27 protein-coding genes, 1 tRNA gene and 1 pseudogene are annotated in these 26,943 nt (G+C 39.9%); 9 read left to right on the top strand and 20 right to left on the bottom strand.

The genetic code is table 11. From position 1 onward, the window contains the following. From ACTHN6_RS11335 to ACTHN6_RS11375, 9 genes are all read right to left on the bottom strand, one after another. A partial coding sequence (locus ACTHN6_RS11335; protein WP_440435875.1) for a hypothetical protein occupies positions 1-623 on the bottom strand: 623 nt, incomplete at its 3' end. Positions 624-680: 57 nt separating this feature from the next. Continuing rightward, positions 681-1,253 carry an acyltransferase gene (locus tag ACTHN6_RS11340; RefSeq protein ID WP_440435876.1) on the bottom strand — a complete coding sequence of 191 codons (573 nt, stop codon included), beginning with the start codon at positions 1,251-1,253 and terminating at the stop codon, positions 681-683. Then, entirely contained in the window at positions 1,250-2,092 is an 843-nt protein-coding gene (locus ACTHN6_RS11345; RefSeq protein WP_440435877.1) for a sulfotransferase, read from the bottom strand. Before ACTHN6_RS11345 ends, ACTHN6_RS11340 begins: the two co-directional genes overlap by 4 nt. 9 nt (positions 2,093-2,101) lie before the next feature. After that, positions 2,102-3,418 carry a flippase gene (locus tag ACTHN6_RS11350; protein ID WP_440435878.1) on the bottom strand — a complete coding sequence of 439 codons (1,317 nt, stop codon included), beginning with the start codon at positions 3,416-3,418 and terminating at the stop codon, positions 2,102-2,104. Further along, positions 3,418-4,473, bottom strand: a complete 1,056-nt coding sequence (locus tag ACTHN6_RS11355) for an NAD-dependent epimerase (RefSeq protein ID WP_440435879.1) — start codon at positions 4,471-4,473, stop codon at positions 3,418-3,420. The genes ACTHN6_RS11350 and ACTHN6_RS11355 overlap by 1 nt, the downstream gene beginning before the upstream one ends. Before the next feature lie 46 nt (positions 4,474-4,519). Continuing rightward, a complete protein-coding gene (locus ACTHN6_RS11360) occupies positions 4,520-6,895 on the bottom strand; it encodes a GumC family protein (protein ID WP_440435880.1) in 2,376 nt (791 codons plus the stop codon). 21 nt (positions 6,896-6,916) lie between these two features. Beyond that, entirely contained in the window at positions 6,917-7,732 is an 816-nt protein-coding gene (locus ACTHN6_RS11365) for a polysaccharide biosynthesis/export family protein (protein ID WP_440435881.1), read from the bottom strand. Between the two features lie 230 nt (positions 7,733-7,962). Further along, on the bottom strand, positions 7,963-9,246 hold the full coding sequence (locus ACTHN6_RS11370) for a nucleotide sugar dehydrogenase (protein ID WP_440435882.1): 1,284 nt from the start codon (positions 9,244-9,246) through the stop codon (positions 7,963-7,965). Between the two features lie 544 nt (positions 9,247-9,790). Then, positions 9,791-10,135, bottom strand: coding sequence for a winged helix-turn-helix transcriptional regulator (locus ACTHN6_RS11375; protein ID WP_440435883.1), 345 nt, complete (start codon positions 10,133-10,135; stop codon positions 9,791-9,793). Between the two features lie 105 nt (positions 10,136-10,240). On the opposite strand from ACTHN6_RS11375, the gene ACTHN6_RS11380 reads away from it, so the two are divergent. From ACTHN6_RS11380 to ACTHN6_RS11395, 4 genes are all read left to right on the top strand, one after another. Next, the gene (locus ACTHN6_RS11380) at positions 10,241-11,002 is read left to right on the top strand and encodes an SDR family NAD(P)-dependent oxidoreductase (protein ID WP_440435884.1); all 762 of its coding nucleotides are present in this window, start codon (positions 10,241-10,243) and stop codon (positions 11,000-11,002) included. A gap of 66 nt (positions 11,003-11,068) precedes the next feature. Then, entirely contained in the window at positions 11,069-11,692 is a 624-nt protein-coding gene (locus ACTHN6_RS11385) for an NADPH-dependent F420 reductase (RefSeq protein WP_440435885.1), read from the top strand. Between the two features lie 134 nt (positions 11,693-11,826). After that, positions 11,827-12,303, top strand: coding sequence for an SDR family NAD(P)-dependent oxidoreductase (locus tag ACTHN6_RS11390; RefSeq protein WP_440435886.1), 477 nt, complete (start codon positions 11,827-11,829; stop codon positions 12,301-12,303). Further along, on the top strand, positions 12,266-12,586 hold the full coding sequence (locus ACTHN6_RS11395; RefSeq protein ID WP_440435887.1) for an SDR family NAD(P)-dependent oxidoreductase: 321 nt from the start codon (positions 12,266-12,268) through the stop codon (positions 12,584-12,586). The genes ACTHN6_RS11390 and ACTHN6_RS11395 overlap by 38 nt, the downstream gene beginning before the upstream one ends. 388 nt (positions 12,587-12,974) lie before the next feature. Here the strand turns inward: ACTHN6_RS11395 and ACTHN6_RS11400 are convergent, their stop codons facing one another. Both ACTHN6_RS11400 and ACTHN6_RS11405 read right to left on the bottom strand, forming a co-directional pair. Further along, positions 12,975-13,436, bottom strand: a complete 462-nt coding sequence (locus ACTHN6_RS11400; protein WP_440435888.1) for a hypothetical protein — start codon at positions 13,434-13,436, stop codon at positions 12,975-12,977. 79 nt (positions 13,437-13,515) lie between these two features. Then, positions 13,516-14,601: a TolB family protein gene (locus tag ACTHN6_RS11405; RefSeq protein WP_440435889.1), complete on the bottom strand. Its 1,086-nt coding sequence runs from the start codon at positions 14,599-14,601 to the stop codon at positions 13,516-13,518. Positions 14,602-14,788: 187 nt separating this feature from the next. Between ACTHN6_RS11405 and ACTHN6_RS11410 the strand changes: the two genes are divergently transcribed. Both ACTHN6_RS11410 and ACTHN6_RS11415 read left to right on the top strand, forming a co-directional pair. Beyond that, complete coding sequence (locus tag ACTHN6_RS11410) at positions 14,789-16,336, top strand: helicase HerA-like domain-containing protein (protein WP_440435890.1); 1,548 nt, start codon at positions 14,789-14,791, stop codon at positions 16,334-16,336. Between the two features lie 101 nt (positions 16,337-16,437). Beyond that, the gene (locus tag ACTHN6_RS11415; RefSeq protein WP_440435891.1) at positions 16,438-17,430 is read left to right on the top strand and encodes a 2-hydroxyacid dehydrogenase; all 993 of its coding nucleotides are present in this window, start codon (positions 16,438-16,440) and stop codon (positions 17,428-17,430) included. Between the two features lie 92 nt (positions 17,431-17,522). Here ACTHN6_RS11415 and ACTHN6_RS11420 read toward each other — a convergent pair. The 6 genes and pseudogenes from ACTHN6_RS11420 to ACTHN6_RS11445 form a co-directional block, all read right to left on the bottom strand. Beyond that, positions 17,523-17,633 (bottom strand): annotated as a pseudogene (locus ACTHN6_RS11420) (hypothetical protein); the annotation flags it as partial. 1 nt (position 17,634) lies between these two features. After that, a complete protein-coding gene (locus ACTHN6_RS11425; protein ID WP_440435892.1) occupies positions 17,635-18,219 on the bottom strand; it encodes a Tll0287-like domain-containing protein in 585 nt (194 codons plus the stop codon). A gap of 6 nt (positions 18,220-18,225) precedes the next feature. Beyond that, complete coding sequence (locus ACTHN6_RS11430; protein WP_440435893.1) at positions 18,226-18,462, bottom strand: hypothetical protein; 237 nt, start codon at positions 18,460-18,462, stop codon at positions 18,226-18,228. A 52-nt stretch (positions 18,463-18,514) separates the two neighbouring features. Continuing rightward, complete coding sequence (locus ACTHN6_RS11435) at positions 18,515-18,841, bottom strand: rhodanese-like domain-containing protein (RefSeq protein WP_440435894.1); 327 nt, start codon at positions 18,839-18,841, stop codon at positions 18,515-18,517. 50 nt (positions 18,842-18,891) lie between these two features. After that, the gene (locus ACTHN6_RS11440; protein WP_440435895.1) at positions 18,892-19,326 is read right to left on the bottom strand and encodes an OsmC family protein; all 435 of its coding nucleotides are present in this window, start codon (positions 19,324-19,326) and stop codon (positions 18,892-18,894) included. Between the two features lie 149 nt (positions 19,327-19,475). Continuing rightward, a complete protein-coding gene (locus tag ACTHN6_RS11445) occupies positions 19,476-20,984 on the bottom strand; it encodes a serine hydrolase (protein WP_440435896.1) in 1,509 nt (502 codons plus the stop codon). Positions 20,985-21,191: 207 nt separating this feature from the next. Here ACTHN6_RS11445 and ACTHN6_RS11450 point away from each other — a divergent pair, with 207 nt between their 5' ends. Continuing rightward, the gene (locus ACTHN6_RS11450; RefSeq protein ID WP_440435897.1) at positions 21,192-21,965 is read left to right on the top strand and encodes a prolyl oligopeptidase family serine peptidase; all 774 of its coding nucleotides are present in this window, start codon (positions 21,192-21,194) and stop codon (positions 21,963-21,965) included. 7 nt (positions 21,966-21,972) lie between these two features. Here ACTHN6_RS11450 and ACTHN6_RS11455 read toward each other — a convergent pair whose 3' ends face one another. The 3 genes from ACTHN6_RS11455 to ACTHN6_RS11465 form a co-directional block, all read right to left on the bottom strand. Continuing rightward, a complete protein-coding gene (locus ACTHN6_RS11455) occupies positions 21,973-24,114 on the bottom strand; it encodes a glycoside hydrolase family 3 C-terminal domain-containing protein (RefSeq protein WP_440435898.1) in 2,142 nt (713 codons plus the stop codon). 31 nt (positions 24,115-24,145) lie between these two features. After that, positions 24,146-25,210 (bottom strand): mandelate racemase/muconate lactonizing enzyme family protein, encoded by a 1,065-nt coding sequence (locus tag ACTHN6_RS11460; RefSeq protein ID WP_440435899.1) that lies wholly within the window; start codon positions 25,208-25,210, stop codon positions 24,146-24,148. A gap of 144 nt (positions 25,211-25,354) precedes the next feature. Continuing rightward, on the bottom strand, positions 25,355-26,389 hold the full coding sequence (locus ACTHN6_RS11465) for a DUF1611 domain-containing protein (protein ID WP_440435900.1): 1,035 nt from the start codon (positions 26,387-26,389) through the stop codon (positions 25,355-25,357). Positions 26,390-26,591: 202 nt separating this feature from the next. Here ACTHN6_RS11465 and ACTHN6_RS11470 point away from each other — a divergent pair. After that, a tRNA-Glu gene (locus ACTHN6_RS11470) sits at positions 26,592-26,663 on the top strand. Positions 26,664-26,721: 58 nt separating this feature from the next. Then, a partial coding sequence (locus ACTHN6_RS11475; RefSeq protein ID WP_440435901.1) for a GIY-YIG nuclease family protein occupies positions 26,722-26,943 on the top strand: 222 nt, incomplete at its 3' end.

Consider the following 26,943-nt stretch of genomic DNA (forward strand, 5'->3'; position numbering starts at 1 on the left):
ATTATACAGCCTAAATAATAACTTAGTCTTTTAGGCAAAAAGTCAGTAGTTAATAATAGAATCAAAAAACATATTACTGTAAATGCAGCCCTGTTGGGAGCAACAAAAAAGCTGACTCCTCTGTCGAGCGAAGAACCATAAACAACGTATGCTTTTTCTGTATTGGATGCGTCTCCTATCTTTCTAAACAAATCAAACCAGGTATAGTTCAAAATAAACCCTATGATTGTTGATATAACACTACCCCAAATCAATATTAAAATCCACTTCTTTGAAACATTAAAAGCCAATATTGCTGACGCAACAAATAAAGATCCGAATAATGCAGTAAAAGAAATCCAATAACCCATTTCTGACAACTCCATAAATCCCAGTACAAAACTCAATGTAATCATTATAACAGGGAATAGTAACGTTATGAAAAGCCATAACATTGGAATTCTTGTGCTAAAAAGTTTCTTTGCAGACTGAAAATTTATAACTATGTATATCGCATTAATTATTAAGGTGACTGTAGAAATAATTGATGTTCCTGTAGACAAAATCCAAGAAAGGACTCTGTATGTTTCAGATAGATTAAGAAATAAAATTATTGAATAAAATATATGGCTAACCTTTCTCAAAAAGATCTATTTAATTAATTCATTATAATTGCCAAATTTATCAAAACAACGTTTATCTCAATCTTTTACCGGGTTTGATTTATCATTTAGGAATACCCGCATTTCCATATTTGCAGTAATTTTTTTAATAGCGTCAATTTTTGATACTTCTTTTGTCATGATAGCATCTGAGAGATAAGTTCCAAGTACTTTGTTTTTATAGTCAAAAAAGTCCCCAATGATCTTTGCGGGGTTTCCCGCAATGATACTTCCACTCGGTATTGATTTTGTAACAATCGAACCAGCCCCTACTATAACATTATCGCCTATACATACTCCCGGCATTATAATAGAGTTAACTCCAATAAATACATTATTACCAATTTTAACCTTCCTATACATATAGCGTCGTCCTTGCTGGTCGTTAAAAAGCCATGTACTTCCATCATGTGTAAGTATAATTACATCCTTTGTAATAGTAACATTATTTCCTATCTCAATCAAAAAGGGTTCTGTTCCAAATCTTCTGGTAAAAATTCTGCAGTTTTTGCCGATTGAAACCCCTATGCTTTTAGCATAGTAAGCCCCTCCTTTTGTGATCCAGATAAATTCTTGATGCATTTTTTTATATAATCTATAAAGAATATTCATTTATTTTTGCTTAATTGTAAATAAACCTTTCGATTAAAATTACTTACAGGCCATTCGAAGCACGAACTCACGTGTGAAAACCATATCGAGTCATATTCGAGATTATTTGAATCAAAATTTATTTTTAGGGTAGGGCTTCCCAAAATTTCATGAAACTTATGCATATTTTCCAAATCACTTTTCTTGCCCAAGGTGCAAAAATCTGACAGTTCACTAATTTGTTTGGAAAAGAAAAATATCAGCTTATCATAAGAAATAATTTTATAGTTGTTAGCTAAATTTTTATCTAAAAATGATAATAGTTTTTTGTTAGAGTAAAGCCATTTGTACATTTCTAATAAATTGCTTCTTTGATGAATTCCCGCTCTTCGTTGATGTTTTTTTGTGGAATATAGCCATCCTCTATAATCTCTTATACACATTATTACCTTCACTTTTCCCTTAAATTTATTAATATTTAATATATATTTAAGACTCGCTATATTTTTTGATGAATCAATTATTATATGATTAGGATAAACTTGCTCCGCTTTTGCGTATACAAGTTCAATCGCGGATTCTATATCCCGAGCTGTTCGGATATCATTTTCTAAATCACTCCAAAAAATGTCTTTACGAACACGCTCAATAAGCTCAATATATGTTTTTGGTGTCCAATAATTTTCACTTTTAAGCCCAAGTTTTATTTTCCATTTAGATGGTTGTATGTTAATATTTTTAATAGCTTGAATTGTTTGAATTACTTCACCGAGAGCCACTACATTCTCATAACGTACCAATTGCGACTGTAAAAATGTTGTTCCGCTTCTTGTTAAACCCGCAATAAAAATTATAGACATAGAATTTAATTAATAAGGGAATACAGTAGCATTTATTCCAACAACTTTTTTTACATAAACAACCATTGTAACGTTTCTAACAATGACTGAAATTGCTATTGCTATTGAGGCGCCCATTATACCCCAGAGATTTATAAAAAAATAATTTAAAACAATACAAATTAATGCACTGGCTGCTGTTATGTAAAAAGCTTCCTTTTGATGTTTTGTCATAGACATTAATAATCCTACAGAGCCACTGAGTGCATTGAATACATTGCTGATTAAAATAATTATCAATGGCCAGAAAGCTACTTTAAACTCTTCACCAAAAAGACTTAAAATAGGTTTGCCAAAAAAGACTACAGGCATGGATATAAAAATAGTAAATACGAAGATGAGCCAGGCAGACTGTTTAACTGTTTTTTGAAGCCCTTTCATATCTCCTGCACCGTATAACTTCGAAATTATCGGTGCTTCTACAAAGTTCACCGCTGTTAACCCAAATAAAATTATATTATCAATCTTAAGTGCCGCATTATAAATACCTACGTCTTTCGGCGTCATTAAAAGCCCGATCATAAACACATCTGCAGTTTTTAAAAGTATCTGCAAGCTGCTCGTGAACAACATAGGCAATGATGTTGACAGCCATTCCTTTATAGCATATACAGGTTTTGCGAATTGTAGTTCTTTAATCTTAAACCTATTCAAACCAATAATCTGATATATTAAAATTATAAGGTTTGATCCGACATAAATCCAGGCAAAAGCAATAGCGCTAATGTTTTTTGTTATTAAATAATAAATACTGATATTAAAAAAAGATAGTAGAGCAGGCAATAAAACGTAGTTTGGCAATAATGCTAAGGTTAATTTATGTCTTGCCTGCGCAGTAGCTATTAATAAATTTACAAAGGCATATAGTGGCAAAGACAAAATAAAAACCATATAAGGGTCCCTATTCTCAGAAAGCACATATTTGGTATGATATATAACAATATAACTGACTGCTATTATAACAATAGACATACAAGTAATACTTATGTATGTAAATCTTTTATATCCCCTCAAAAGCGACCAGTTCCCTTCTTCCAGTTTACGCGGGTAATAGCGAAGCGTATATGTACCAAATCCTAATAATGTAGGAATAAGTAATAGTTTTTGTAAATTAGTAGAAAAACTGTATACGCCATAGGTATTTACACCCAGAAAACGGGCGAGCACCACATTACTTAAAAAAGCGGCGGCGGCACCAAATACCTGATAAATAAACGCCTTTCTCACTTTTTTAACCAGGTCCTGTTTGAAAAGATTCTTCAGTTTAGCACCTAAAGGAGCTTTCATTAATTTTGGTAATAACCCTGATACCATTCTACAAACTTTTTTATCCCTGTTTTTATATCTGTTGAAGGCTTAAACTGAAAATCGCTTGCTAATTCATCTATATCGGCAAAAGTTGTCTCTACATCGCCCGGTTGCATAGGCATCATTTCCTTAATTGCTACTTTTCCTAGCGCTTCTTCCAATACGTTAATAAATTGCATTAACCGTACTGGCTGGTTATTACCAATATTATACACTTTATAAGGGGCTGATGAAGCGGAAGCATTGCCGGCAACTGCATCCCAATATATATTTGCCTTTGGCGGATGCAACAACACCCTTACAATTCCATCTACAATATCATCCACATAAGTAAAATCCCTTTGCATATTTCCATCATTGAAAACCCTAATAGGCTTATTTTTCATAATGGCTTCTGCAAAAATAAAATAAGCCATATCGGGCCTGCCCCAGGGACCGTAAACCGTGAAAAAACGCAAACCCGTTGTCGGCAGTTTGTATAAATGACTATATACATGCGCCATTAATTCATTGCTTTTTTTAGTAGCAGCATACAATGAAACCGGATGATCGGCACGGTCATGCGTGGAAAATGGTATTTTTTTATTTAATCCGTAAACACTGGAACTGCTGGCATATACAAGATGTTCAATATTAAAATGACGGCAAGCCTCCAGGATATTAGCAAAACCAACAAGGTTAGATTGCATATAGGTTTTAGGATTTTCTATACTATACCGCACACCAGCCTGTGCAGCTAAGTTTACTACTATAGAAAACCGTTCGCGTTCAAACAATCTTGTCAAGCCTTCATCATCTTTCAAATCAAGCTTAACAAATATAAATTCATTTTTATATATGTTCGAAGCGATAGAATTTCCATATTCTATATCATTTACGTTTATTCCTAAATTCTTTAAACGGGCATATTTAAGATTTACTTCATAGTAAGTGTTGATATTATCAAGGCCTATAACTTTATGTCCCCTGTCAATAAGTGCCTTTGAAAGAAATGAACCAATAAATCCTGCTGCGCCGGTTACTAAGATATTCATCTATGTTTGCTCTTTTTAAACTAATACAGTTTTTAAAATAATTACATTACTTAAAAGACAGCCATTTCTTTTTTTTCTTCTGTTCGAAATAACCGTATCCATAGCCATAGCCGTAACCGTATCCATACCGGTAAGTACTGCCTTTTTTTACGTCGTTTACTATAGTATATAATTTTTTCATCCTACCGGTATCTGTCAGTTCATTTAGTATCTCTATCCCGCTTTTAAAACTATAGCCCTGTCTCATCACATATAAATTTGCATCAGTATATTTCGAAAGTATCTGCGCATCGGTAACAGCGCCAATAGGAGCGGTATCTATTATTATTACGTCAAACGAGGCTCTTAGTACATCAAACATGGTTTCCATTTTATCACTCATCAGCAATTCAGCCGGGTTGGGTGGAACCAGCCCTGAGCTAAAAAGAAAAATATTGGGGGCCACCCTTAATTCTTTTATAAACTCATTAACCGGCCTATCGCCTATTATATAAGAAGTAAAGCCTGATTCATTGGAAAGACCTAACATTGCTGATAATTTAGGCTTACGCAAGTCCATCTCCATCAGTAAAACTTTTTTGCCGCTATAAGCATATGTAGCAGCAAGACCGGAACTTATGAATGATTTACCTTCTCCCGAAATGGTAGAGGTAATAAGGATTATGGGGCACGATTTCTTTTTTATTACAAAATCCAGATTGGTTCTGAATACCCTGAATTGTTCCGCTACTGCCGTGCGGCCCGCCTCCTTCATGTTCAATATGCCTTCACCGTCGTAATGCCCAACTTCTGCAAGTATTGGAACCTGCGTGTTACCGGTAATATCTTCCCTGCTTACGATTTTATTGGAAAGCAATTGCTTTAATATGATAAAACCTGTGGGCAAAATGAAAGCAAAGAGTATGGCAGATGCACCAATAAGCATTTTATTTGGAGAATAGGGCAGGTATTCAGATTTAGGTTCCTGTATTACACTTGCACTTGGAATATTGGAGGCCCTTGTTATAGCTGTTTCTTCTTTTTTCTGCAACAGATAAAGGTAAAGCGCCTGTTTTACGTCCTTTTCCCTGGATAAATCTACATACTGGCGTTCCTGTGCAGGAATTTTTTTAATATACCCTGCCATTTGGTTATTTTCCTGTGCAATTTTGTTCCTGCTTATTTGCAAAGCCCTTTTCTGACTTTGCAGGCTTTTTACCATATCGGCCCGCACATTTCTTATCTGCGTATTTAAATTAGATGCAATAGGATTATTTTCTTTAACGGTAAGGGATAGTCTTTCTTTCTGCAAAACCAGCATATTATATTGCTGCATTAATTGCAGGAAGGTGGGATCTGCGGTGAGTAAAGCAGGCACTGTTTTATTGTTGTTGTTTTCATCTGTTAAATACTCAAGCATCGTTGAAACAACATTCAATTGTACATCTACTTCATTTAATTTTTGATAATAGGTCGATGTATTTTCTATAAGCACCTGAGACTGGGCGTCAATATTTGCCAGGTTGTTTTTTTGTTTGAACTGTTCTATATCGGTTTCAATACCTGTGAGATCGCCTGATACGAGACCTATTCGGCTGTTGATAAATGTAATTGTACTGTCTGAAATTGCATTTTTTTCATTCAGGTTCCGCTGCATGTATTGCTGAATGAGCGTCTTTACAATAGCTTCGCCTTTCCTGGGGATATTAGTATTATAATCTATTTGAATAACGGTAGTTTGGTCATCCGGTATAGATATTGTCATGTTTTGTTTAATGTTGGCCACAACGGCATCAACAGAGTTAACAGAAAAAATATAATTCGTTGTGGTAAAATCCTCGCCTGTAGCATTTAAGCAAAGTTTACCGGCAGGGGTATTAATGGTATCGCCAAAAGCTGCAGTTACTTCAAAATTATAATCTTCATTACTGATAGTGTATTTCGATTTTTTTTCGGCAGCTGGTATTGCAACCTCAAATTGGATTAAGCTGATAGAATCAGAAACCGGGAAAAATGTAGCCTTAAAAGGCGCTCTATCGTACAATTCGACATCCCTTATATCGCCTTTACTAAAATAAGCAACATTTAGCTTAAGCTCATTTATTGTTTTTACTAATAAATCCTGTGTCTTTAAAATAGCCATCTCGTTATATACATTGCTTTGCATGCTAAACAGGCCGCCAAAGTCCTGCATAATAGCGCTGGTAGCAAAAGATGCAGAAGATGATGAGCCTCCCTTGCTGTCATTGTCTTCCACCAAAACCTGTGAATGTACTTTATACATTGGGGTAGAGTACCTTATATACAAAAAGGCTAAGATTAAAAGAGCTATTAAACTTAAAAGGTAAAGTTTCCACTGAACAAGGAATCTGCCAATAATCTTTTTTATATCAAATTCCTCTTCAGGCTTCTGAGAAATCATACCTGTTTGCGTATTATCCATAAACAATTTTAAATTCTTTAATTAACGCGTTCTCAATGCAACAATTACAAGAGTGAGCACAGCCGCAGCTATGGTTATATAACGGTTTCGATAGGCATCCGTGGAAGCAATCTTATATTTATTGGGCTGCACATATACTATATCGTTAGATTGTAGATAAAAATACGGGGAGCTTACAATGTCTTTATTATTTAGATTAAGGCGGATAAGTTTTTTATCATTTAGGGTATCGCGCATTAATAACACATTTTCCCGCCGCCCGTATATGGTCATATCGCCTGCAAGTCCCAAAGCATCAAAAATATTCACCCTTTCATTCGGTACAATATAAGTAGAAGGCCTTAACACCTCACCTATTACCGTTACTTTGAAATTCGCGTACCTTACATTTACAATAGCATTATTAAAATATTTATCCACTTCTTTTGTAACCAAATCCTTGGTTTCTGCAGTGGTTAATCCTGCCACATGTAGCTTACCCACAAAAGGAAGTTCTATATATCCATCCTTATCCACCAAATATCCATTTACGTTTTGAGTGCTATTATTCGGGGCATTGCCGGAGACAGGTAAAGTTGTGGAGGTATTATTTATACTATTCGTATTATTAAGCAGGGACGTAACGTCATTATCTATTGTTTCGATGGTTACCGATAAAATATCATCCGGCTGTATCACCGGTGATTTAAAGGGCACCGTTTTAACCACAACCGGCTTTGCAGTATCTGCATAATCCTGGAAATAAGAAACGTTTTTATAGGAAGTGCAGGAGTTTAATAGTAATAATAATGCGGTAAAAAGCAAGAAAGATAAAAAAGACAACCTGGTATGCTTCATGTTAGTATGAATTAATTGCTTTTAAATGGGCCGATATAGCTATATAATGATATGCCGGCACAACGTAATATAAAAACGGCCTTACAATATTACAGTTGAATATAGTTTCAGTTAGCTGATTCCGGGAACCTTTATAATTCACAATGAATATATTTAGATAAATCAAAATAAGGACAGATTGGCTTAAAAATCAAATACTATCTGGCATAATAAAAATTTACAATATCAAGTTACAGCCTTGCATCAGCAAGTTCTTTGCCAATACATGCTTTTATATCAAAAATAACTGCATTATTCTTTTTGTACGGCATAAAATCCATTTCAAGAAATACCGTATGGGCAACCGCAATGATAACAGCCGCATAATCCTTGGTTATTTCCTGCCGGGTTATTACATCAATGCCTAATTCCTTCTTCACCTCTTCCTTATTCACCAGCGGGTCATATACATCTGTTTCCACTCCAAACTGCTGCAGTTCGCGGTATATATCAATCACCTTACTGTTTCTTATATCGGGGCAGTTTTCCTTAAAAGCTATACCCAGCAGTAAGGCTTTACAACCCTTTATAGTATGGCCTTTTTTAATCATCAGCTTTACCACTTTGCCCGCAATAAAAGCACCCATCATATCATTCACCCTGCGGCCGGATAATATTACCTGGGGATGATAGCCTAGCGAAGTTGCTTTATGTGCAAGATAATAGGGATCAACGCTAATGCAATGCCCGCCCACCAAACCGGGCCTGAATTTTAAAAAATTCCATTTGGTACCGGCCGCTTCCAGCACATCATTTGTGTCAATACCTATACGGTCAAATATGAGCGCCAGTTCATTTACAAAAGAAATATTTACATCCCGCTGGGCATTTTCAATGGCCTTGGAAGCCTCCGCCACTTTTATATTCTGTGCTTTATGCGTACCGGCGGTTATGATGGTTCTATACAAACTGTCTATTCTTTCAGCAGCTTCCGGTGTTGAACCCGATGTTACTTTTTTAATATTAGCCAGCGTGTTTACTTTATCACCGGGATTAATGCGTTCGGGTGAATACCCAACATAAAAATCTTTATTAAAAGTAAGCCTTGATGCTTTTTCCAGCACAGGCACACATTCTTCTTCTGTGCATCCCGGGTAAACCGTTGATTCATAAATAACCGTATCACCCTGTTTTAAAACCCGCGCTGCCATTTCAGAGGCCTCCAACAAATAGCTGAGATCGGGCGCATTATACCGGTCAACCGGTGTTGGAACGGTTATAATATAAACGTTGGCTGCTTTTAGATCTTCCAGAGTGTTTGTAAAAAAAATGCCTTTGGTATGGTTGTTATCCTGTTTTAATGCTGCCTGTAAAATGCCGGGGTCTGCTTCCTGTGTGCGGTCTTTTCCTCCCCTTAATTCGGCAATTCTCTGGTTATTTATATCGAATCCGGTAACGGCAAAATGTTTGGCAAATTCGAGGGCAAGCGGCAAGCCTACATAACCTAAACCAATCACAGCTATCCTGGTATTCATTCTATAAAATAACGCTATGATGCTTATCTAAAAAAATATTAAATACTTCCCGTTTATTTACGGCTTCGCCGCCCTCACTCCCATGGTATGAGATATACAAGGCAAAGGGCATAGCAGGGCCATAAGGTTGTCAACAAAGCATGACTACACACTTCCCTGGCGGCGTACGGATACAGTAAAAGGCAGGCTTAATTCGTTCGAGGCGATAAACAACAAGGCGATGAACATTGTTGATTCTTCCGGTTTCACAGATTACTTAACAGGCCGCAAAAAAAAGGATAAAAAAGGATATTTCAAAATTGGATAAAATGAACTTATTGTTTTCACCTATTATATTTCTTTAACCTACAGGTGAAAAGAGGCTCCAAGCGGCAAGCCTCAAGTTGCAGGCCGCGAACTGCGGGCTTTTAAGCTGCAAGCTGTTGGCCGTATAAGGAGAGATTAAATAAAAGATTTAACAAGGAAGCGATTTTGAAAAGGAATTATATCCTTTGGTAATCCAATCTTTAAAGTAGCTAATAATATAGAAAAAGGCAGGTAATTTTTATTCTGTCTCCAGGGGCATTGTAGCGATCTCATATTTTAAATTCCATTCTTTTATACTTTCTAAAATTGGTAAAAAGGCCAGGCCTTTTTCAGACAAACTATATTCTACTCTTGGCGGTATTTCCTTATAAGCCAATCTCCGCAATAGCCCATCTTCCTCCAGCTCTTTTAACTGTTCGGTCAGTACTTTCCTTGAAATGTTGGGCACAATGGCGTCTAACTGGCCAAAACGGATGGAACGGGTGCCAATAACATTAATTATTATAGGCTTCCATTTATTACCAATAGTGCCAATAGCTCTGGTAAACGGGCAATTCGAATTGCAAAATCTGTCGTCTCTCATGTTTTTAAGATTTATAGTTACCAAATAGTAACCAGAATAAACTATAATAGTTACAAATATATACTATTGATGGTACCTTCGTGAAACAAATTTAAAATAAATAAAATGAGCAGATTAAAAAACAAAGTGGCAGTTATTACAGGTGGTAATAGTGGCATTGGGTTTGGCATTGCCCGGGAGTTTAAAAATGAAGGCGCTGCAGGAGCTATTGTTGGCAGAAACCAGGAAACTTTAGAAAGTTCTGTGGCTCAGCTTGGCGATAATTTTATAGCCATCAACGCCGATGTAACCAAGCTTGCCGACCTTGAAAGAGTGTTTAAAGAAACATCTGAAAAATTTGGTAAGATAGACGTGATCGTAGCCAATGCAGGTGGTGCAGTTACAGGCGCAGTATTTGGTTCTGTGGCAGATATTGGCGAAGCAGTGTATGATAAGACAATGGATTTAAATCTGAAAAGTGTCTATTTCACCGTTCATAAAGCACTGCCCTATATGAATGATGGTGGTTCTATTATTCTTATCGGGTCAAATGCAGCGCATCGGGCATATCCGAATTTTACGCTTTATGGTGCTGCAAAAGCGGCCGTAATCTTTTTTGCAAAAGGATTTTCAAATGACCTGTTAGATAGAAGGATCAGGGCAAATGTAATATCACCCGGCACAACAGATACACCAGCATTTGAAAAGTTTGTTCCCGCAGAACAAATTGAAGGTATAAAAAAACACTTTGCAAGCGAAATGCCGATAGGCAGAATTGGGCAACCATCCGACATTGGTAAAACAGCGGTTTTCCTGGCCTCTGATGATTCTTCGTTCATGCTTGGTGCGGAACTCCTTGTTGATGGTGGTATGAACCTATTTGTCTAAATAATTGACTCCCACGCCGGCACGAGTTTGAACTCGTGCCATTAAATAATTAAAATAATTTTCAAAATGAGTAAATCAGAAAACAAAGTAGCGAGCTACGCAATTATCGGCTTCGGCAATATCGGCCAGGCCCTGGCTACGGCATTTGCCCGTAAAGGCATTGAAGTAGCCGTTGCCACCACGCGCCACCCGGAAAGCTTTGCATCCGATGCAGCCGCAATTGGATCTACAGTTATTCCTAAAGCATTCGCAGAAGCCGTTAAAGCGGATATCATCTTTTTGGCTGTCCGCTTTGAGTCGTACCCCGATGTCGCGAAGGCACTGCCAACCTGGAGCGGCAAGACCATCGTTGATGTGACCAATGCCTACGGCGTACCTGTTGAGCAATTGGAAGGACAGCCTTCTGCCAGGGTCGTAGCGAAAGCTTTCACAGGTGCAAAACTGGTGAAGGGCTTCAACCATTTGGTTGCTTCCGTGCTCGCCCGGGACCCGGCTGTACATAGTGGCAGGAGAGTCGTATTTCTTGCCAGCGACGACGACGGCGCAGCCGCGGAGATTGGTGCGCTAGCGGAAAATCTTGGTTTTTCACCCATCAACCTCGGCGGGCTTTCGGAAGGCGGGTTGCTGGTGCAGGCGCGGGGAAAGAGCTGGGGTCAACTCATCTTTAAGGACCTGGTTAACTTCGGCTGATAAACCGATATAAAGGGCATCATAATACAAACAGAATTTTAAAAAACCAAATATCAAGGTTGCTATTGCAACCAGGTAATTTAAGTAACGAGGCTACAGGATATTATTCTTTTAGCTGATATCATAAAAAAATCATGAGTAAATTAAAAAATAAAGTAGCGATAATTACAGGTGCCTCCAAAGGAATAGGCGCCTCTATCGCCAAACACTTTGCCAGTGAAGGTGCAAAGGTGGTTGTAAATTATGCCACAAGTAAAGAGGGCGCAGATAGCGTGGTTAAGGAGATAACCGGCAAAGGCGGCACTGCTATTTCGGTGCAGGCCGATGTATCGAAAGTAGCCGACGTAATAAGACTTTTTGAAGAAACAAAGAAAGAATACGGTACGCTGGATATTTTGGTAAACAACGCAGCGTTTCATATTTACCAACCTATTGAACAAGTATCAGCCGAAACTTTTCATCAGCATTTCAACGCCAATGTTTTGGGACCGGTACTTGCTACCCAGGCATCGTTGAAACTGTTTGGCGACAAGGGGGGGCAATATCATCAACATCAGTTCAGGTGCAAGCAAAATGCCTCTTCCTGCAGCTTCGTTGTACTCTGCAACTAAAGCGGCATTAGATGCTATAACAATTGCTTTGTCGAAAGAACTGGGTGCAAAAAACATTCGTATCAATTCTATTTTGCCAGGCGCTACGGAAACGGAAGGCGCAAACAGCGCTGGTGTCACTCCCGGCAGCGAGTATGAAAGAATGTTTATAGCCAATACGCCCCTTGGCCGCAGAGGCCAGCCCGAAGATATTGCAAAAGCAGCCGTTTTTCTTGCTTCTGATGATGCGGCCTGGATTACGGGAGAACAGATTTCCGTTTCGGGTGGAATGTATGGTTTTTAAATTTATCAACTAAAAGGCAAAACAATGGGAAGAAATTATTGCCGGCCTGGTTTCACTAACCAGGCTAAAAATAAATCCGGAATAATCACCGCCTTAACACTAAAGCCACAGATATAAATTATTTGTGGCTTTTTTGCATTTCGGCAACAACATTAACGGGTTGTGCTTACAGACGAACGGAGAACTGATACAAGACCTGCACATTAGTATTCCTGCCGATTTTTTTACCCGCAAACAAGGCGCTTCATACAGGAAGCATGCTCCAGGTATGAAGGAGAGTACAAGGATGTATGGAGGAAGGACCCGTCACGGCCCGGTAAATATTAATTAAAGTTGAATGATTACTATTTTACCAGAGCATATGGTCATCCGCAAACGCCCTGAAAATCTAAAACGCAGGTACCAGGTTTCTGCCGAACTCATACATGCCCGGCCAGGGGATCATAGCCAGTATTATTAAAAGTGCAAACGTGTATAGCAATATGCAGCGCCTGTGTTTTTTACCATCGGGTATGCTCTTGCGGTACACGCCCCGGGCTACGGTAATCAATATAATTGCCACGATCATTCCTACAGTATGTTCAACGGCAAAAAAGCGGCTGGCGCTGTTGCGCATCACTTCAGCCCCGTTATTCATAAAATTCTGAAGCCCCCATGAACCGGCAAACCATTCATATAACCCGATAAGCAATTGAATATGCGCAAAGATCATGAGTATTAAACCAAGCTTTTTATCGGTTGCCCCAAAAGGTTTATTAACAGCCGCGATGTGCCTTAAAAGGTTTACAACCAGCAGTAATAAAATTATCCAGCGTAATAAATTGTGTAGGCCAAGCAGGAAATTATACATGATGTGATGAGTTTGAATGTTCAAATGTAAGCATTGTTGGTTATAAGCTATGAGCGGCGAGTTACGCGCTGTGAGCTCATTATTTCTCCCAGTCAACCATAAACAAATTAATATCGTATCCGCCGCCACTGTTACGGTTTGAGGAAAACATTAATTTTTTGCCATCATAGCTAAACATCGGGAAGGCATCAAAGCCATTGCCATGCGAAATTTTTTCAAGGCCGCTGCCATCCAAATTCATTAAATACATATTGAAAGGAAAGCCATGCTTATATTCATAGTTGCTGCAAAAAATAATGCGTTTGCCATCAGGCGTGAAATTGGGCGCCCAGTTTGCCTGGCCCAGTGAAGTTACCTGCTGTTGATTGCTGCCATCGGCATTGGCTATAAAAACTTCCATTTGCGTGGGTGCAACCAGCCCTTCCGATAAAAGGTCTTTATAATCTTTTATTTCCTCCGGTGTCTTTGGCCGGCTGGCACGCCATACTATTTTTGTGCCGTCGGGGCTAAACCATGCGCCGCCATCATAACCGAGTTCATGCGTAATCTGCGTGACCTTTCCTGTTTTTAATTCCATTACATATAAATCCAGGTCGCCGTTACGATCGGATGTAAAGATCATTTTCTTTCCATCGGGCGACAAGGTGGCTTCGGCATCATAACCTTTTGTTTTGGTTAACTGTTTAATTATTTTTCCCGAAGTATCTGCGAGAAAAATATCATAGCTGTTATATACCGGCCAGAGGTAGCGGTTGCCATACTGTTTGCGGTCGGGCACCGGCGGGCAGCTATCGCCACCCAAATATGTTGAAGCATATACTACTTCTTTGCCGCCTGGTAAAAAATAACCACAGGTAGTGCGGCCAAGCCCGCTGCTCAATTGTTTAAATATAAATGGCTGGCCGGCTGCAGGAATATTTCCAATAAATATCCTGTCGCACATAATGCCTTCGCTTTCATGTTTGCGCTGAAAGATCACCTGCTTATCATCATAACTCCAGTAAGCTTCTGCATTATCGCCGTTAAAAGTTAGCTGCTGAATATTTTTAAAATGTTTTTCATCCGGGTATATCAAGCTGTCAGCGCTTTGCGCTTTCAGGCTTTTTAATGTTATAAGAAAAGCCATGAAGAAGAACAGGTATTTTACAAATTTCAAACCGTGCATTGTATAAAATTTAAACTGCGCAAATGTAATCACAAAGACATGTTGATGTAAAAAGGATAATGGCGCGGTTGCGCATATTCGTGCTGCTATATATTGCTGAATATGCTTTTTCCAGGGCATATTACCACCGCTAAAATTTTTCTCTGCAAACATCTAATCGCCTATCTTTCCCAAAAAAAAATTTTAAATGGCTTCATCCAATGAATTCCTCGCTGCCATAAACAATGGGTATGGTTTTAAAGGAGATCATATTAAAATAGGCTGCGGCATGCTTGATGGCCGGGTTGTTCCGGGCGCTGATGTGTCTATCCCGCTGCGCATGCTTAACCGCCACGGCCTTATTGCCGGCGCCACAGGAACCGGCAAAACCAAAACATTACAGTTATTGAGCGAATTTTTAAGCGATGCCAGCGTACCGGTTGTGATGATGGATATTAAAGGCGACCTGAGCGGCATTGCCGCAGCAGGCGCTGTGAATGATAAACTCGCCGAACGCATTAAGCTGCTTAACATTAATTATGTGCCAACAGGTTTCCCCGTGGAGCTGCTTACGCTGAGCAATGAAAAAGGAATAAGATTAAGGGCTACGGTAACGGAGTTCGGGCCAATATTACTCAGCAAAATTCTCGGCCTGAACGATACGCAGGGCGGCGTGGTTTCAATGCTGTTTAAATATTGCGACGATAATAAACTTCCCCTGCTCGACCTGAAGGATTTCATCAAGATATTGCAGTATGCCGCCAACGAAGGCAAAGAAGAACTGGGCAAAATGTATGGCAATATTTCATCTGCCACAACAGGCACCATCCTGCGCAAGGTGGTTGAACTGCAGCAACAGGGCGCCGACATATTCTTTGGTGAGCCCAGCTTTGAAATTGACGACCTGATGCGCATAAACGATGATGGCCGCGGCATGATCAATATTCTTCGCGTTACAGACATGCAGAGCAGGCCAAAACTCTTTTCAACATTCATGCTGCAAATGCTGGCAGAGCTGTATGCCACCTGTCCCGAAGAAGGCGACCTTGACAGGCCAAAGCTTGTAATGTTTATTGATGAAGCTCACCTGATTTTTGAAGAAGCAACAGATGCATTATTACAGCAGATAGAAACCATCATAAAACTTATTCGCTCAAAAGGCGTAGGCATTTTCTTCTGCACACAAAAGCCGCAGGATGTGCCGGCTTCCATATTAAGCCAGCTTGCCTTAAAAGTGCAGCATGCACTGCGCGCCTTTACCGCCGCCGACAGGAAGACCATCAAAAAAGCCGCGGAGAATTTTCCGGAAACAGATTTTTATAAAACAGAAGACCTGCTTACACAGCTCGGCACCGGCGAAGCGTTTGTAACTACCTTGAATGAAAAAGGTATTCCCACACCGCTGGTGCATACCATGCTTTGCCCGCCTCGCAGCCGCATGGATATTTTAAGCGAAAGCGAAATAGATGCATTGATTGCCAAAAGCAAGCTCATCAATAAATACAACCGGGAGATAAACAGCGAAAGCGCTTATGAAATATTAAACGAGAAATTACAGCTTGCAGCGGAAAGGCAGCAACAGCAAGTGCAGGCAGCACAACAGCAAAAGCAAACCAGGCAGGTTAAAGAAAAAAGCATTTTTGATACGTCCGCTATGCGCCAGGCTGAACGAACTGCCGCTTCTGTAATTACACGCAGCATATTAGGCGCATTAGGTTTAGGCGGCAGCCGCCGCAAAAGAAAAAGCTGGTTTTAGAATAGTGAGTGGTGAGTGGTGAGTTGTCAAACGTGAATCGTTAATGCAATATTCACTAAATACACCGGCTTGTTTAAGCACAAAGTAATAATATTGTTATTATGAAAATAGCTCTGTTCAGCGCTAAAAGTTATGATAAGGAATATTTTGACAGGATCAATAAACATCATCATTATTCCATTACTTATTTTGAAGCGGGACTTAATAAAAACACCGCTAACTTAACACAAGGCTTTGACGCAGTTTGCATTTTTGTAAATGATAATCTTGATAAGGAAACAATTGAAAAAATTGCGGCAAACGGCATTAAGATTATTGCTTTGCGCTGCGCCGGTTTTAATAACGTTGATATTCCTGCAGCGTATGCAAATAACATTAAAGTGGTGCGAGTGCCCGCTTATTCTCCTGAAGCCGTGGCAGAACATGCGGTAGCGCTTATTCTTACACTAAACCGTAAAACGCATAAAGCCTATAACCGTGTAAGGGAAAGCAATTTTTCGCTGGAAAGGCTTACGGGTTTTAACCTGCATAATAAAACAGTTGGTGTAATTGGCACAGGTATTATAGGCAGGGCTTTCTCCACTATCATGCTGGGTTTTGGCTGCCATGTTATAGCATATGATGTGTATGAAACGGATGAGTTAAAAGAGAAAGGCGTTAAATATGTAAGCCTTGATGAATTGCTTGAACAGGCTGATATTATTTCCCTGCATTGCCCGCTTACGCCAGAAACAAAACATATTATTAATAAAAGCGCTTTTAATAAGATGAAGAATGGCGCAATGCTCATTAATACCGGCCGCGGCGCGTTGATTAATACAAAAGATGCTATCAAAGCTTTGAAGGATGGAAAGCTTGGCTACCTGGGTATTGATGTATACGAACAGGAAACCAATATTTTCTTTCGCGATCTTTCTGAAGAAATTATGCAGGATGAAGTTTTTGCAAGCCTGATGACTTTTCCCAATGTGCTGGTTACAGCGCACCAGGCTTTTTTTACCAGTGAAGCCTTAGAGCAGATAGCCACCATAACATTAAATAACCTGGCTGATTTTGTAAATGGTAAAGCGCTTGTAAACGAAGTAAAAGCCTGAATCTTTATGCCCGTTTTTTGAGAAAACATGGAAGCCAGCAGGCCTCCCATTATGCTTCCGTAAACGCTGCTGTTAACAGGCTTGGATGTAATAGGGCATGTGCCGGAGCTGCATCCTATAAATTTCCAGTATAGAAAGCCTGCAGCAGCGCCAATAAATATGCCCGCAATAATTGCTATATTTTTCTTTAAAAACACTTTCATCCTATTTCGTCATTTTTATTTTCCATAAGCCTCTAAGTTCACCGGCATGGTAACCGGTAGCCTTGTCAGCCGGGTACTTTTGATTGATGACTGCTAATACTTCGGGAGATATATTTGTTTGTGGTTGGCCGTGGCATTTGAGGCAGGTGGGCATGGCAATGGTAATTGCTTTATAGTAAGTAATACTGTTACCCGCCTGCATGATAAAATGCTTTTGCTTTTGTGCGCTGTCTTGTATTAACGCATTCATTTGCTGCCAGGCAAGGCTGTCTGCAGCAGTTCGCAGTGCATTACCGGGATTACGGTTTTTATTGCTAATCCTGCTAATAGCATACCCATACAAGGCAGCAGCGGAGTCTGTAAGCGGAATGGCTTTTTCGCTGCAAAAATCAACTGCACCGGCCACGCCGCGTGTTTGTATGGCATTGGATACATTGGACAACAGCATTGCCTGTGCGAAGGAGGCAACGCTATCGCCCCTGCGTAAATACAATGCTTCATCCGGTGTGCCTTTTTCAGATGGCGTATTGTTGCAGGCTGCCAGCAGCATGATTAACACAAACACTATAAATGCCGTATGCTTCATTCCTGATTATTTTCTATCGTCATGTAATTTATCGCCTGTTGCGCAGGTACGGTTACCTGTACGGGAAATACTGCAACTGCCCGAACCGCAGCAACCTATATTGAATACCGGCATTAAAGAAAACAGCGCACCAATGAGAATAAAGCTCCAGTCATGCATCCTGATTCCCTGCACCAGCACCAACACCCCAACCGCAAGCCGGAAAACACGCATAAAATTCCAGCCACTTAAATATTGCTTCATACTTATATCTTATTTTCTGAATGATAAAATTTCCTGGCAATAAACGGCTGCACTATTTATTCATGCATGCCTGAACATTATGCCACGATCCGCCATTTATTATATTCCGTATGCCTTTTTCTTCCAGCATGCTTTTTGCCCGGCCGGCCCGGCCGCCGCTTTGACAAAAAAGAACGATGCTTTTTTCTGCTTTAAACTCAGATAAACGGCTCAGCACTTTATCTAACGGAATATTGACAGCACCTTTCACGCTGCCCATGGAAAATTCTCCGGGGGTACGTACATCTACCAGATAAGCCCCGTTTTTTATGGCCCCGGTAAGGGCTTCATTATCTGTTCCTGCGAACAGGTTTTTAAACATTTCAAACATTTTGTTCATTTATTAAATTAAAAATACTTTACTGTAAACTGAATAATATTTTGGACCACCTAATTCAGAGAAGGTCTGAGCGTAACAACTGTTTTCATTGAATTGCTTACCAGGCAGCCGGTTTTAGCTTTTTCAAATACCCGCATTACTTTCTCCGCATCTTCCTGCGGGCGTGCAAGCTTAACAACCGGGTGCATTTCGGCTTCCGTTATCTGGTACCTGCCATCAACCATTTGAAGCCGGGCGACTGTTTTGCAGTCAAAATCTTCCACTTCAATTTTAAAATTATGTGCAATGGCTAAAAAGGTAGCCATAAAACAACTGTTTATAGAAGCTACAAACAAGTGTTCCGGAGACCAGATGCCCCTAACGCCATCCGGGAATTCAGGCGGTGTGGCGCATTCGATGGTTTTATTTAAAACAGGTGACGAAAGTTCACCAACCCTTCCTTCTTTACGCCGAATATTTACTTCATAAAAATATTCCTGTGCCATATATTAAGTTTTGCTTTTGCAGCATTATATTGTTTTGCAAAATTCAAAACTTAACCAGACCCATACAGTAACTTTAGTTACATAAGAAAGCTGTAAGAAGATATTTAGTGGTTTTTTAAACCTGTGGGCAATAAAATATAAGCACGGGCTTACTCTTCTTCCTTATTATACTCAACCCCAAAAAAATTAAAGCCACTTACATTTCCTTTTTCATTTAAATTAAAACGTAAAAAAGCTTTACCATACCATTTGTGTTCAAACCTGCCAAGGAAAGTGTCGTAATTCCAATGGCTTAAATCAATATTGATATTGTTGGGGAATGTTGCTACGAGCGAATCGCCCTGCAATGCAATACCTGCATCGCCATATATTTCATTATGGTAATTACCCGCATAATTTTTCAGCTCAAGCGAAGGTTTTGTATGTAAAACCCTTGCAGAATCTGTTTTTGCTTCTTCTGCTTTATATGCTGCAAAACGCTTTGTGTAAAGTTGATAAAGATCTTTACTCCAGTTCGTTCTATCATCATTAAAAACAAAAAGATCCATGGCTTTATACAATAAAGCATGACGTATTTCAGTATGGTCCATATTAGCAAACATATACACACCAAAATGTTCATCCGGTATTAGCCCGGCAATAGCAACGGCCCCGTCAAGACTGCCTGTATGAAACTGCACCATCCGGCCTCTATAATCTTCCTGGAACCAGCCAAGCCCGTAAGTTGTCCAATGCGAATGGGTTAATTGTTTGGTTGGATAAAATTCATCTTCCGTAACAATGGATTGGGGCTTAAATAACTCCAGATATGTTTCCTGTTTTAATAAACGCTTACCGTTGATCTTTGTACTGTCAAGCATAAAACCTATCCATTTGCCCATATCATCTGTACAGCTCCATACACCACCTGCTGCATCAATGGTTTTACTATCGATAAAAGGTATTGTTTCCACCACGCTGTCTTCATACATATAATGCGGTGTGATGTGGTTATTACTTACCAGCGATTGCCTGTAATTGGGAAATGTATTATTCATGCCAAGTTTTGCAAACAGGCTGTCTTTAATAAACCTGTCCCATGGTATGCCCGAAATCTTATGTATCACTTCGCCCGCCACCATGTACATGAGGTTTTGATAAATAAAAGAAGACCGGAACGAATAGGCAGGTTTCAAATAACGTATCTGGTGAATGATGGTGTCCATGCCGTAATCAAAAACCCAAAGTAAATCTGCATTGCCAAGGCCTGCATTATGCGTAAAAAGATCTTTTACGGTAAGCTCGCTGCTGGCATAGTTATCGTACAATTTAAGCTCAGGATAAATATCACTTACTTTATCTGTCCAGTTAACTTTTCCCGCATCCACCAGCATGCCCATACATACAGCCGTCATAGCTTTGGTGGTAGAAGCGCATATAGAAAGCGTTGACGTTTCAAATGGCGCTTTTGTTGTAATATCTTTCATACCATAACCTTTATTAAAAACAACTTTGTTGTCTTTTACCACCACCACAGAAAGACCGGGCGCTTTCCACAACTGCATTGCATTTTGTACATATGCATCAAAACTTTTTACTGCCTTTTGGTAAGATGTATTTTGTGCGAACGCATTAACCAAAACAAAGGTTAGCAAAACAAGAAGCGGCAATTTTCTCATAGCTGTAATTTATGTGTACAAGATAAAGCTTTGCCATGTCTCCATATGACTATGCGAATAATTTTTTGAAAAAGAAACCTGCTCAGCAACAGCATTTGCTAATGCACTTCTACATTCTTTATAATTATGTAATATTGACAATTAATTTAAACGCACTATAACTACACACAGCAATTAAACCAAAAACAAGTTTAAAAATAAATGCCAATGAAAAAGTTAGTATCCACGCTGCTCATTGCTGCACTATGCAGCACCTGTATCACTGCAAAAGCACAGCCATCCCGTTTCAGCGCTGAACATTTTGTAGGTGCAAAAGGCGATACATTAAATTACCGGCTTTTATTTCCTGATGCTGATCCGGGCCGTAAATACCCGCTTGTAATATTCCTGCATGGTGCAGGCGAACGCGGCAATGATAATGATGCACAGTTAAAATGGGGTGTCATGAACTTTGCTACGGATGAAATGATGAGCATGTATCCTGCCTTTGTAATTGCACCGCAATGCCCAACCGGGATGGCCTGGTCTAATTTTAACCGCATGAATACCAGCCGCGCCATGGCGCTGCAGCCAGCACCATCCAAACCCATGGAACTGGTAATTGCATTGATACAGCAGATGAAAAAAAATCCGTCTATAGATACAAACCGCATTTACATCACCGGTTTATCCATGGGTGGCTTTGGAACTTTTGATGCTATTGAACGTTATCCCAATTTATTTGCTGCGGCTATGCCTGTTTGCGGTGGCGGTGATACAGCGAGAGCAGCATCCATTGCACATATACCGATATGGATTGCCCATGGTTCAGAAGATGGTACAGTAAACCCGCAGTTTTCGGTTGATATGCTGCAGGCATTGATGAATGCAGGCTCCCATCCGGGTTTTTCCATGTTTCCTGAAACAGGTCATTTCTCCTGGCTGGCCGCCTACAATAATAAACTTGCCATTGAATGGATGTTCAGGCAGCGGAAGAAATAAGCGTCGTTTATTTTATAGAAACTGCAGCTGTAAGTTTTGCAGCTGCAGCATTTTCTCCCACCGTGATTGTATAATTGCCTTGATATAATTGCCAGGCATTTTTACCATCATCCCATTTCTGCAGTTCGCTTAAAGGAATACTGAACCGTACGGTTTTTTCTTCATGTACAGCAAGCGGGATTTTTTTGAAGGCCTTTAATTCTTTTAGCGGCATGCCGGGCAGTTGCGGGTAACTGATGTAAACCTGCGCCACATCAGCTCCATCATACCTGCCTGTATTTTTTATATGGACAGAAAAGCTAATGCTGTCTTTGTTTACAACAGGTTTATTCGCCCAGGCATAATCAAAACTGGTATAGCTCAGGCCAAAACCAAAAGGATATTGTACATGGCCGTTAAAGTAACGATATGTTCTGCCCTTCATGGCATAGCTGGCATAATCGGGAAGATCAGCAAAAGCATTATAAAAAGTTACCGGCAAATGTCCTGACGGTGATACTTTTCCAAATAAAATATCGGCCAGTGCATTACCGCCTTCTTCACCCGGATACCATGCCAGTACAATGGCATCCGCATAATCTTTAATCGCATTGATATTAACTGCACTGCCGGAAGTAATGACAACAATCAATGGTGTTTTAGTTGCTTTACGCAAGGCTTTCAAGTAAGCAATGTGTGCAGCAGGCAAAGAAAAATCTTTCCGGTCGCCGCCACCTTTTGCCAGAAAGGCATCACCTTCTTCGCCCTCATATACCGGTGTAAAACCTACAACAGCGATGGTAACTTCAGCATTGCCCGCCGCCCATATGCCACCAAAGTGCGTAGTGTCTTCATAATCGCAACCCATATCGTATTCAATTCTTGTGGCAGCATCCACCGCGTTGGTTATCCCTTCAACGAAGTTCACGGCCTTGCCGGTTACGCCATGATAGTTGCCCAGTAATGCATCTGCTGAAGTTGCATTGGGCCCGACAATCATTATCTGGTGATATTTATTTTTATCGAGCGGCAATATCTGTTTATCATTTTTCAGCAGTACCATGCTTTCAGCAGCCATTCTTCTTGCGAGTGTTCGATGATAATTATTGGCGACACTATCCTCTCCAAAATGTTTGTATGGTGAAAACGTGCTGTCATCAAAAAAACCAAGTTTTACCTGTGTGCGTAATATTGCGGCAAGTGCACTGTCCACATCTTTTTTTTCGAGCAATTTTTCATTAACCGCTTTCATCACATCAGCCTGTAAGATACCGCCGCATTCAAGATCAACACCGGCTTTAATAGCAGCTGCAGCAACTTCCACCCTTGCTGGATAGGTTTTATGGCTGGTATAAATATCATTTAATGCACCGCAGTCTGTAACCACATGCCCCTGGAAATTCCATTCTTTATGCAAAATATTATGCAGCAAAGTTTCGCTTGTGCAGCAAGGTTCATTGTTCACCCGGTTATAAGCGCACATCACCGCTTCCACATTTGCATCAACCAGTTTCTTAAACGCATACAAATAAGTCTCACGCAAATCCTTCTCACTAACCACAGCATTAAATGAATGGCGGCCCGCTTCCGGGCCGCTGTGCACGGCATAATGTTTTGCGCAGGCTGCTGCTTTTAAATGCAATGCATCATTGCCCTGTAAGCCGGTAACGAATGCGGTACCCATTGCTGCGGTGAGAAAAGGATCTTCACCATAAGTTTCCTGGCCCCTGCCCCACCTGGGATCGCGAAAGATATTAATGTTGGGCGACCAAAAGGTTAAACCCATATACTGAAGATGTTCTCCTTTTTTTGCACCGAGATTATACTTAGCCCTTGCTTCTGTGGAAATAGTGGCAGCGCATTCTTTTAAGAGCGCCTCATTAAAGCTGGCGGCCATGCCAATAGCCTGCGGAAATATGGTAGCACGGCCTGCCCTGGCAACACCATGTAAAGCTTCATTCCACCAGTTATAGGCAGGAATGCCAAGCCTTGATACGGCTTTACTTTCATTACCCAATAAAGAAATTTTTTCTTCCAGTGTCAACTGTTTAAGTAAGTCATTCACCCTTTCGTTTACGGGCAATGATGCATTACGGAATACCTGTGTTTGCGCTGAAACTAAAAAGGTTGTTGCAATAAAAATTAAAGTGATGATTGATTTATGTAGCATGATGGTTAACCGTTGTGCGGTACGCAAATTACTAAATGATTGTTACGCCTAACCCATTTCCGCCATGCAAATACATGTATCCATCTTTGATAGTGAAGCCGCCTGTCACCACATCTTCAGCAAGATCGAGGCTGCCGTCGAGATCAATATATTTTGTGTGCGGGCAGGCAAAGGCCGCATGCAGAGCAGCCGTTATGCTTACAATGCTTTCATCATTGCAGCCCCAGAATAAACTGATGCCGGCAGGTCTTGCAATGTTGGCAATATTGAATGCGTTTTGTATGCCGCCGCATTTCATGAGTTTAATATTGAATATGCCATATAATTTTTGTGCTGCGATGGATAAAGCAGAAGTTTCATTTTTGAGCGATTCATCTGCGGCTAACAATGCCCGTGTTTGGGCAGGTAGCTGCAATAATTCATGATCTATGGATGGAAGCAATGGCTGTTCTATCAATTCAACTTTATATTGTTTTGTAAGTGAAAGAAATTGTTTCAAGTCTTCCAATGTATAACCTGTATTGGCATCAACGCGGATAATAAAATGTTGTCCGAATTTTTCTTTCAGTTTAATAATGCGTTCTGCATCAAGCGCTGCATCAAGACCTGTTTTTACTTTTAAAATACGAAAGCCTTTTTGATAATAACCTTCCGCTTCTTCAAGCGTTGCAGCCACATCTTTAATACCAATTGTTACCGAAGTAAGCATGCGTTCATGTTGTCTTCCATAAAAATCAACCACACTTATACCAAGCCATTTGGTGAAAGCATCATGCAGCGCAATATCAATACAGGCCTGTGTTCCGGGCAGGTTAGCAAAATGTTGTTTGCTTAAAAAAATATGATGCAGGAATTGCCTTATATCTTTTCCAATAAACGATTCCAAAAATCCTGACTGTAAATGCTGCCATGTTTGCGCAGGCGTTTCTCCAACTACTTCAGGAGAAGGATTGGCGGCTCCTATACCAACAATTCCATTTTCCAGTTCAATTTCCAGGAAAACATTTTCAACGTCCGTGATGGTTTCCCTCGCAATCGTATAAGGCTTTTGCAAGAGGAGGTTTTTCTTATATGATTTAAAAGATTTTATTTTCATCAACTTAACTTTTGCGAAGCTTTTTATAAGCTGTCTGAGCTAATATTATATCGTATATCGGTCTGACGCTTTTAAGGTTAATCTATTTGATGAGAGCTTTTTAAAGCGCCTGACCGCTAATCACACAACTTTTAAACAAACAATTCAAAGCTTCTTAATTACGGGCACTATCTTTTCACAACCTTCCTGCAATGGCAGCATAACCGGTATGCCGAATTGTTTTTCATATTCTTTTTGAAACATGAATGCCTCTTCATCAGAACAATGTTCTGTATTGATGGCAATGGCAATTACGGTTGAACCAAACTGTTTTATCAGTTCTATCTCGGATGCAAGCGAAGGTATTTCGCCCCAGGCAGGTTCATGTTCATAATATTTTCTTTTAGGCGCCGTAACTAATATTACATGTTTGGCATTGCCCGATATAAGCAGCTCGCTGCCGCAAGGTCCGGTTGGGTTTCTCAACGCTGATTGACCTTCAATAAAAATAATATCCGGATGTGTTTCTTCATGGCAGGTGAGTATGGCATGTTCCAGTTCGCCTGAAACAAAATCGTTTAAGGTTGAATCGAAAATAAAGCCGTATTTGCCGCCCTGCAGCCAGCCTGTTTGTCCAGTATAAATCATTTGGGTGTTCATGCCGGCATTATTACAGGCATTCATTACAAATCGTGTTGTGGTGCGTTTGCCCAATGCGCAGTCTGTACCGATAACGGCAACGACCGGTGTTTTAACATCAAAAATTTTTCCCGTCCAGAAATGTAGCTCGTGCAATTTTTTAGGTCGTCTTATATCAATGAGTTCAACATTATTTTTTTCTGCAAGCGCTTTTATTTCAGGCCTTTCATTTAAATGATCGTGCAGGCCATTTATAATATCAAGCTTTAATTCAATGGCTTCCTTTACCTCGTTCAGCAATGTGCCCGGAAAAATGCCACCGCTTGTCGCCACGCCCACAACACAGACTTCCGGGTTTGCAACCATTGCCTCGGTAACCGTTGCAAAAACAGGTATGTTCCTGTGTTGGCCATCTAATAAACCCCCGGCATCTTTACCTGCAAAAACATGATCTATTACGCCTACAATTTTGTAACGGTTACTTTCCCGCACTAAACCATGGGCCGTTTTTGCATTTTCAGTATCATATAACCCATTGGTCAATAAAATGGCTTTTCTCATATATTCTTTATAACCCGATAAATGTAGAATAATGCATTATTTTATTAGCATTCAGCAGTAATTTTTCCAAATAGTTGTACAATGAATAATTATTAAACATAAATAAGAATTAAAATCGGGCATTAAATATTCTGTTTCAAAAAAAACTAAAACTTTGTTCATTAGCAAATGGCTATTATCTTTGCGCTCCCGCAATTAAAGCGGCCGGTTCGTCTATCGGCTAGGACATCTCCCTTTCACGGAGGAAAGACGGGTTCGATTCCCGTACCGGCTACAAAGGAAAGGTTAAGTTAACCCCATATTCAGATTATTGAGTGTGGGGTTTTTTTATTATGATTACTGTTTATGTTTTAGAAAGTCTTGCAGATGCTACCTGGTACACAGGCATGGCGAAAGATGTTTTGCGAAGATTAAAAGAACATAATGACGGCAAAAACAGGTTTACAAAAGGCCATCGCCCATGGAAAATTATTTATACTGAAACGCATCCTTCATGGGCTGAAGCAAGGGTAAGAGAAAAATATTTGAAAACGAGTGCAGGCAAAAACTGGCTG

It is taken from the genome of Parafilimonas sp. (genome assembly GCF_051953455.1).
GTDB lineage: Bacteria > Bacteroidota > Bacteroidia > Chitinophagales > Chitinophagaceae > Parafilimonas.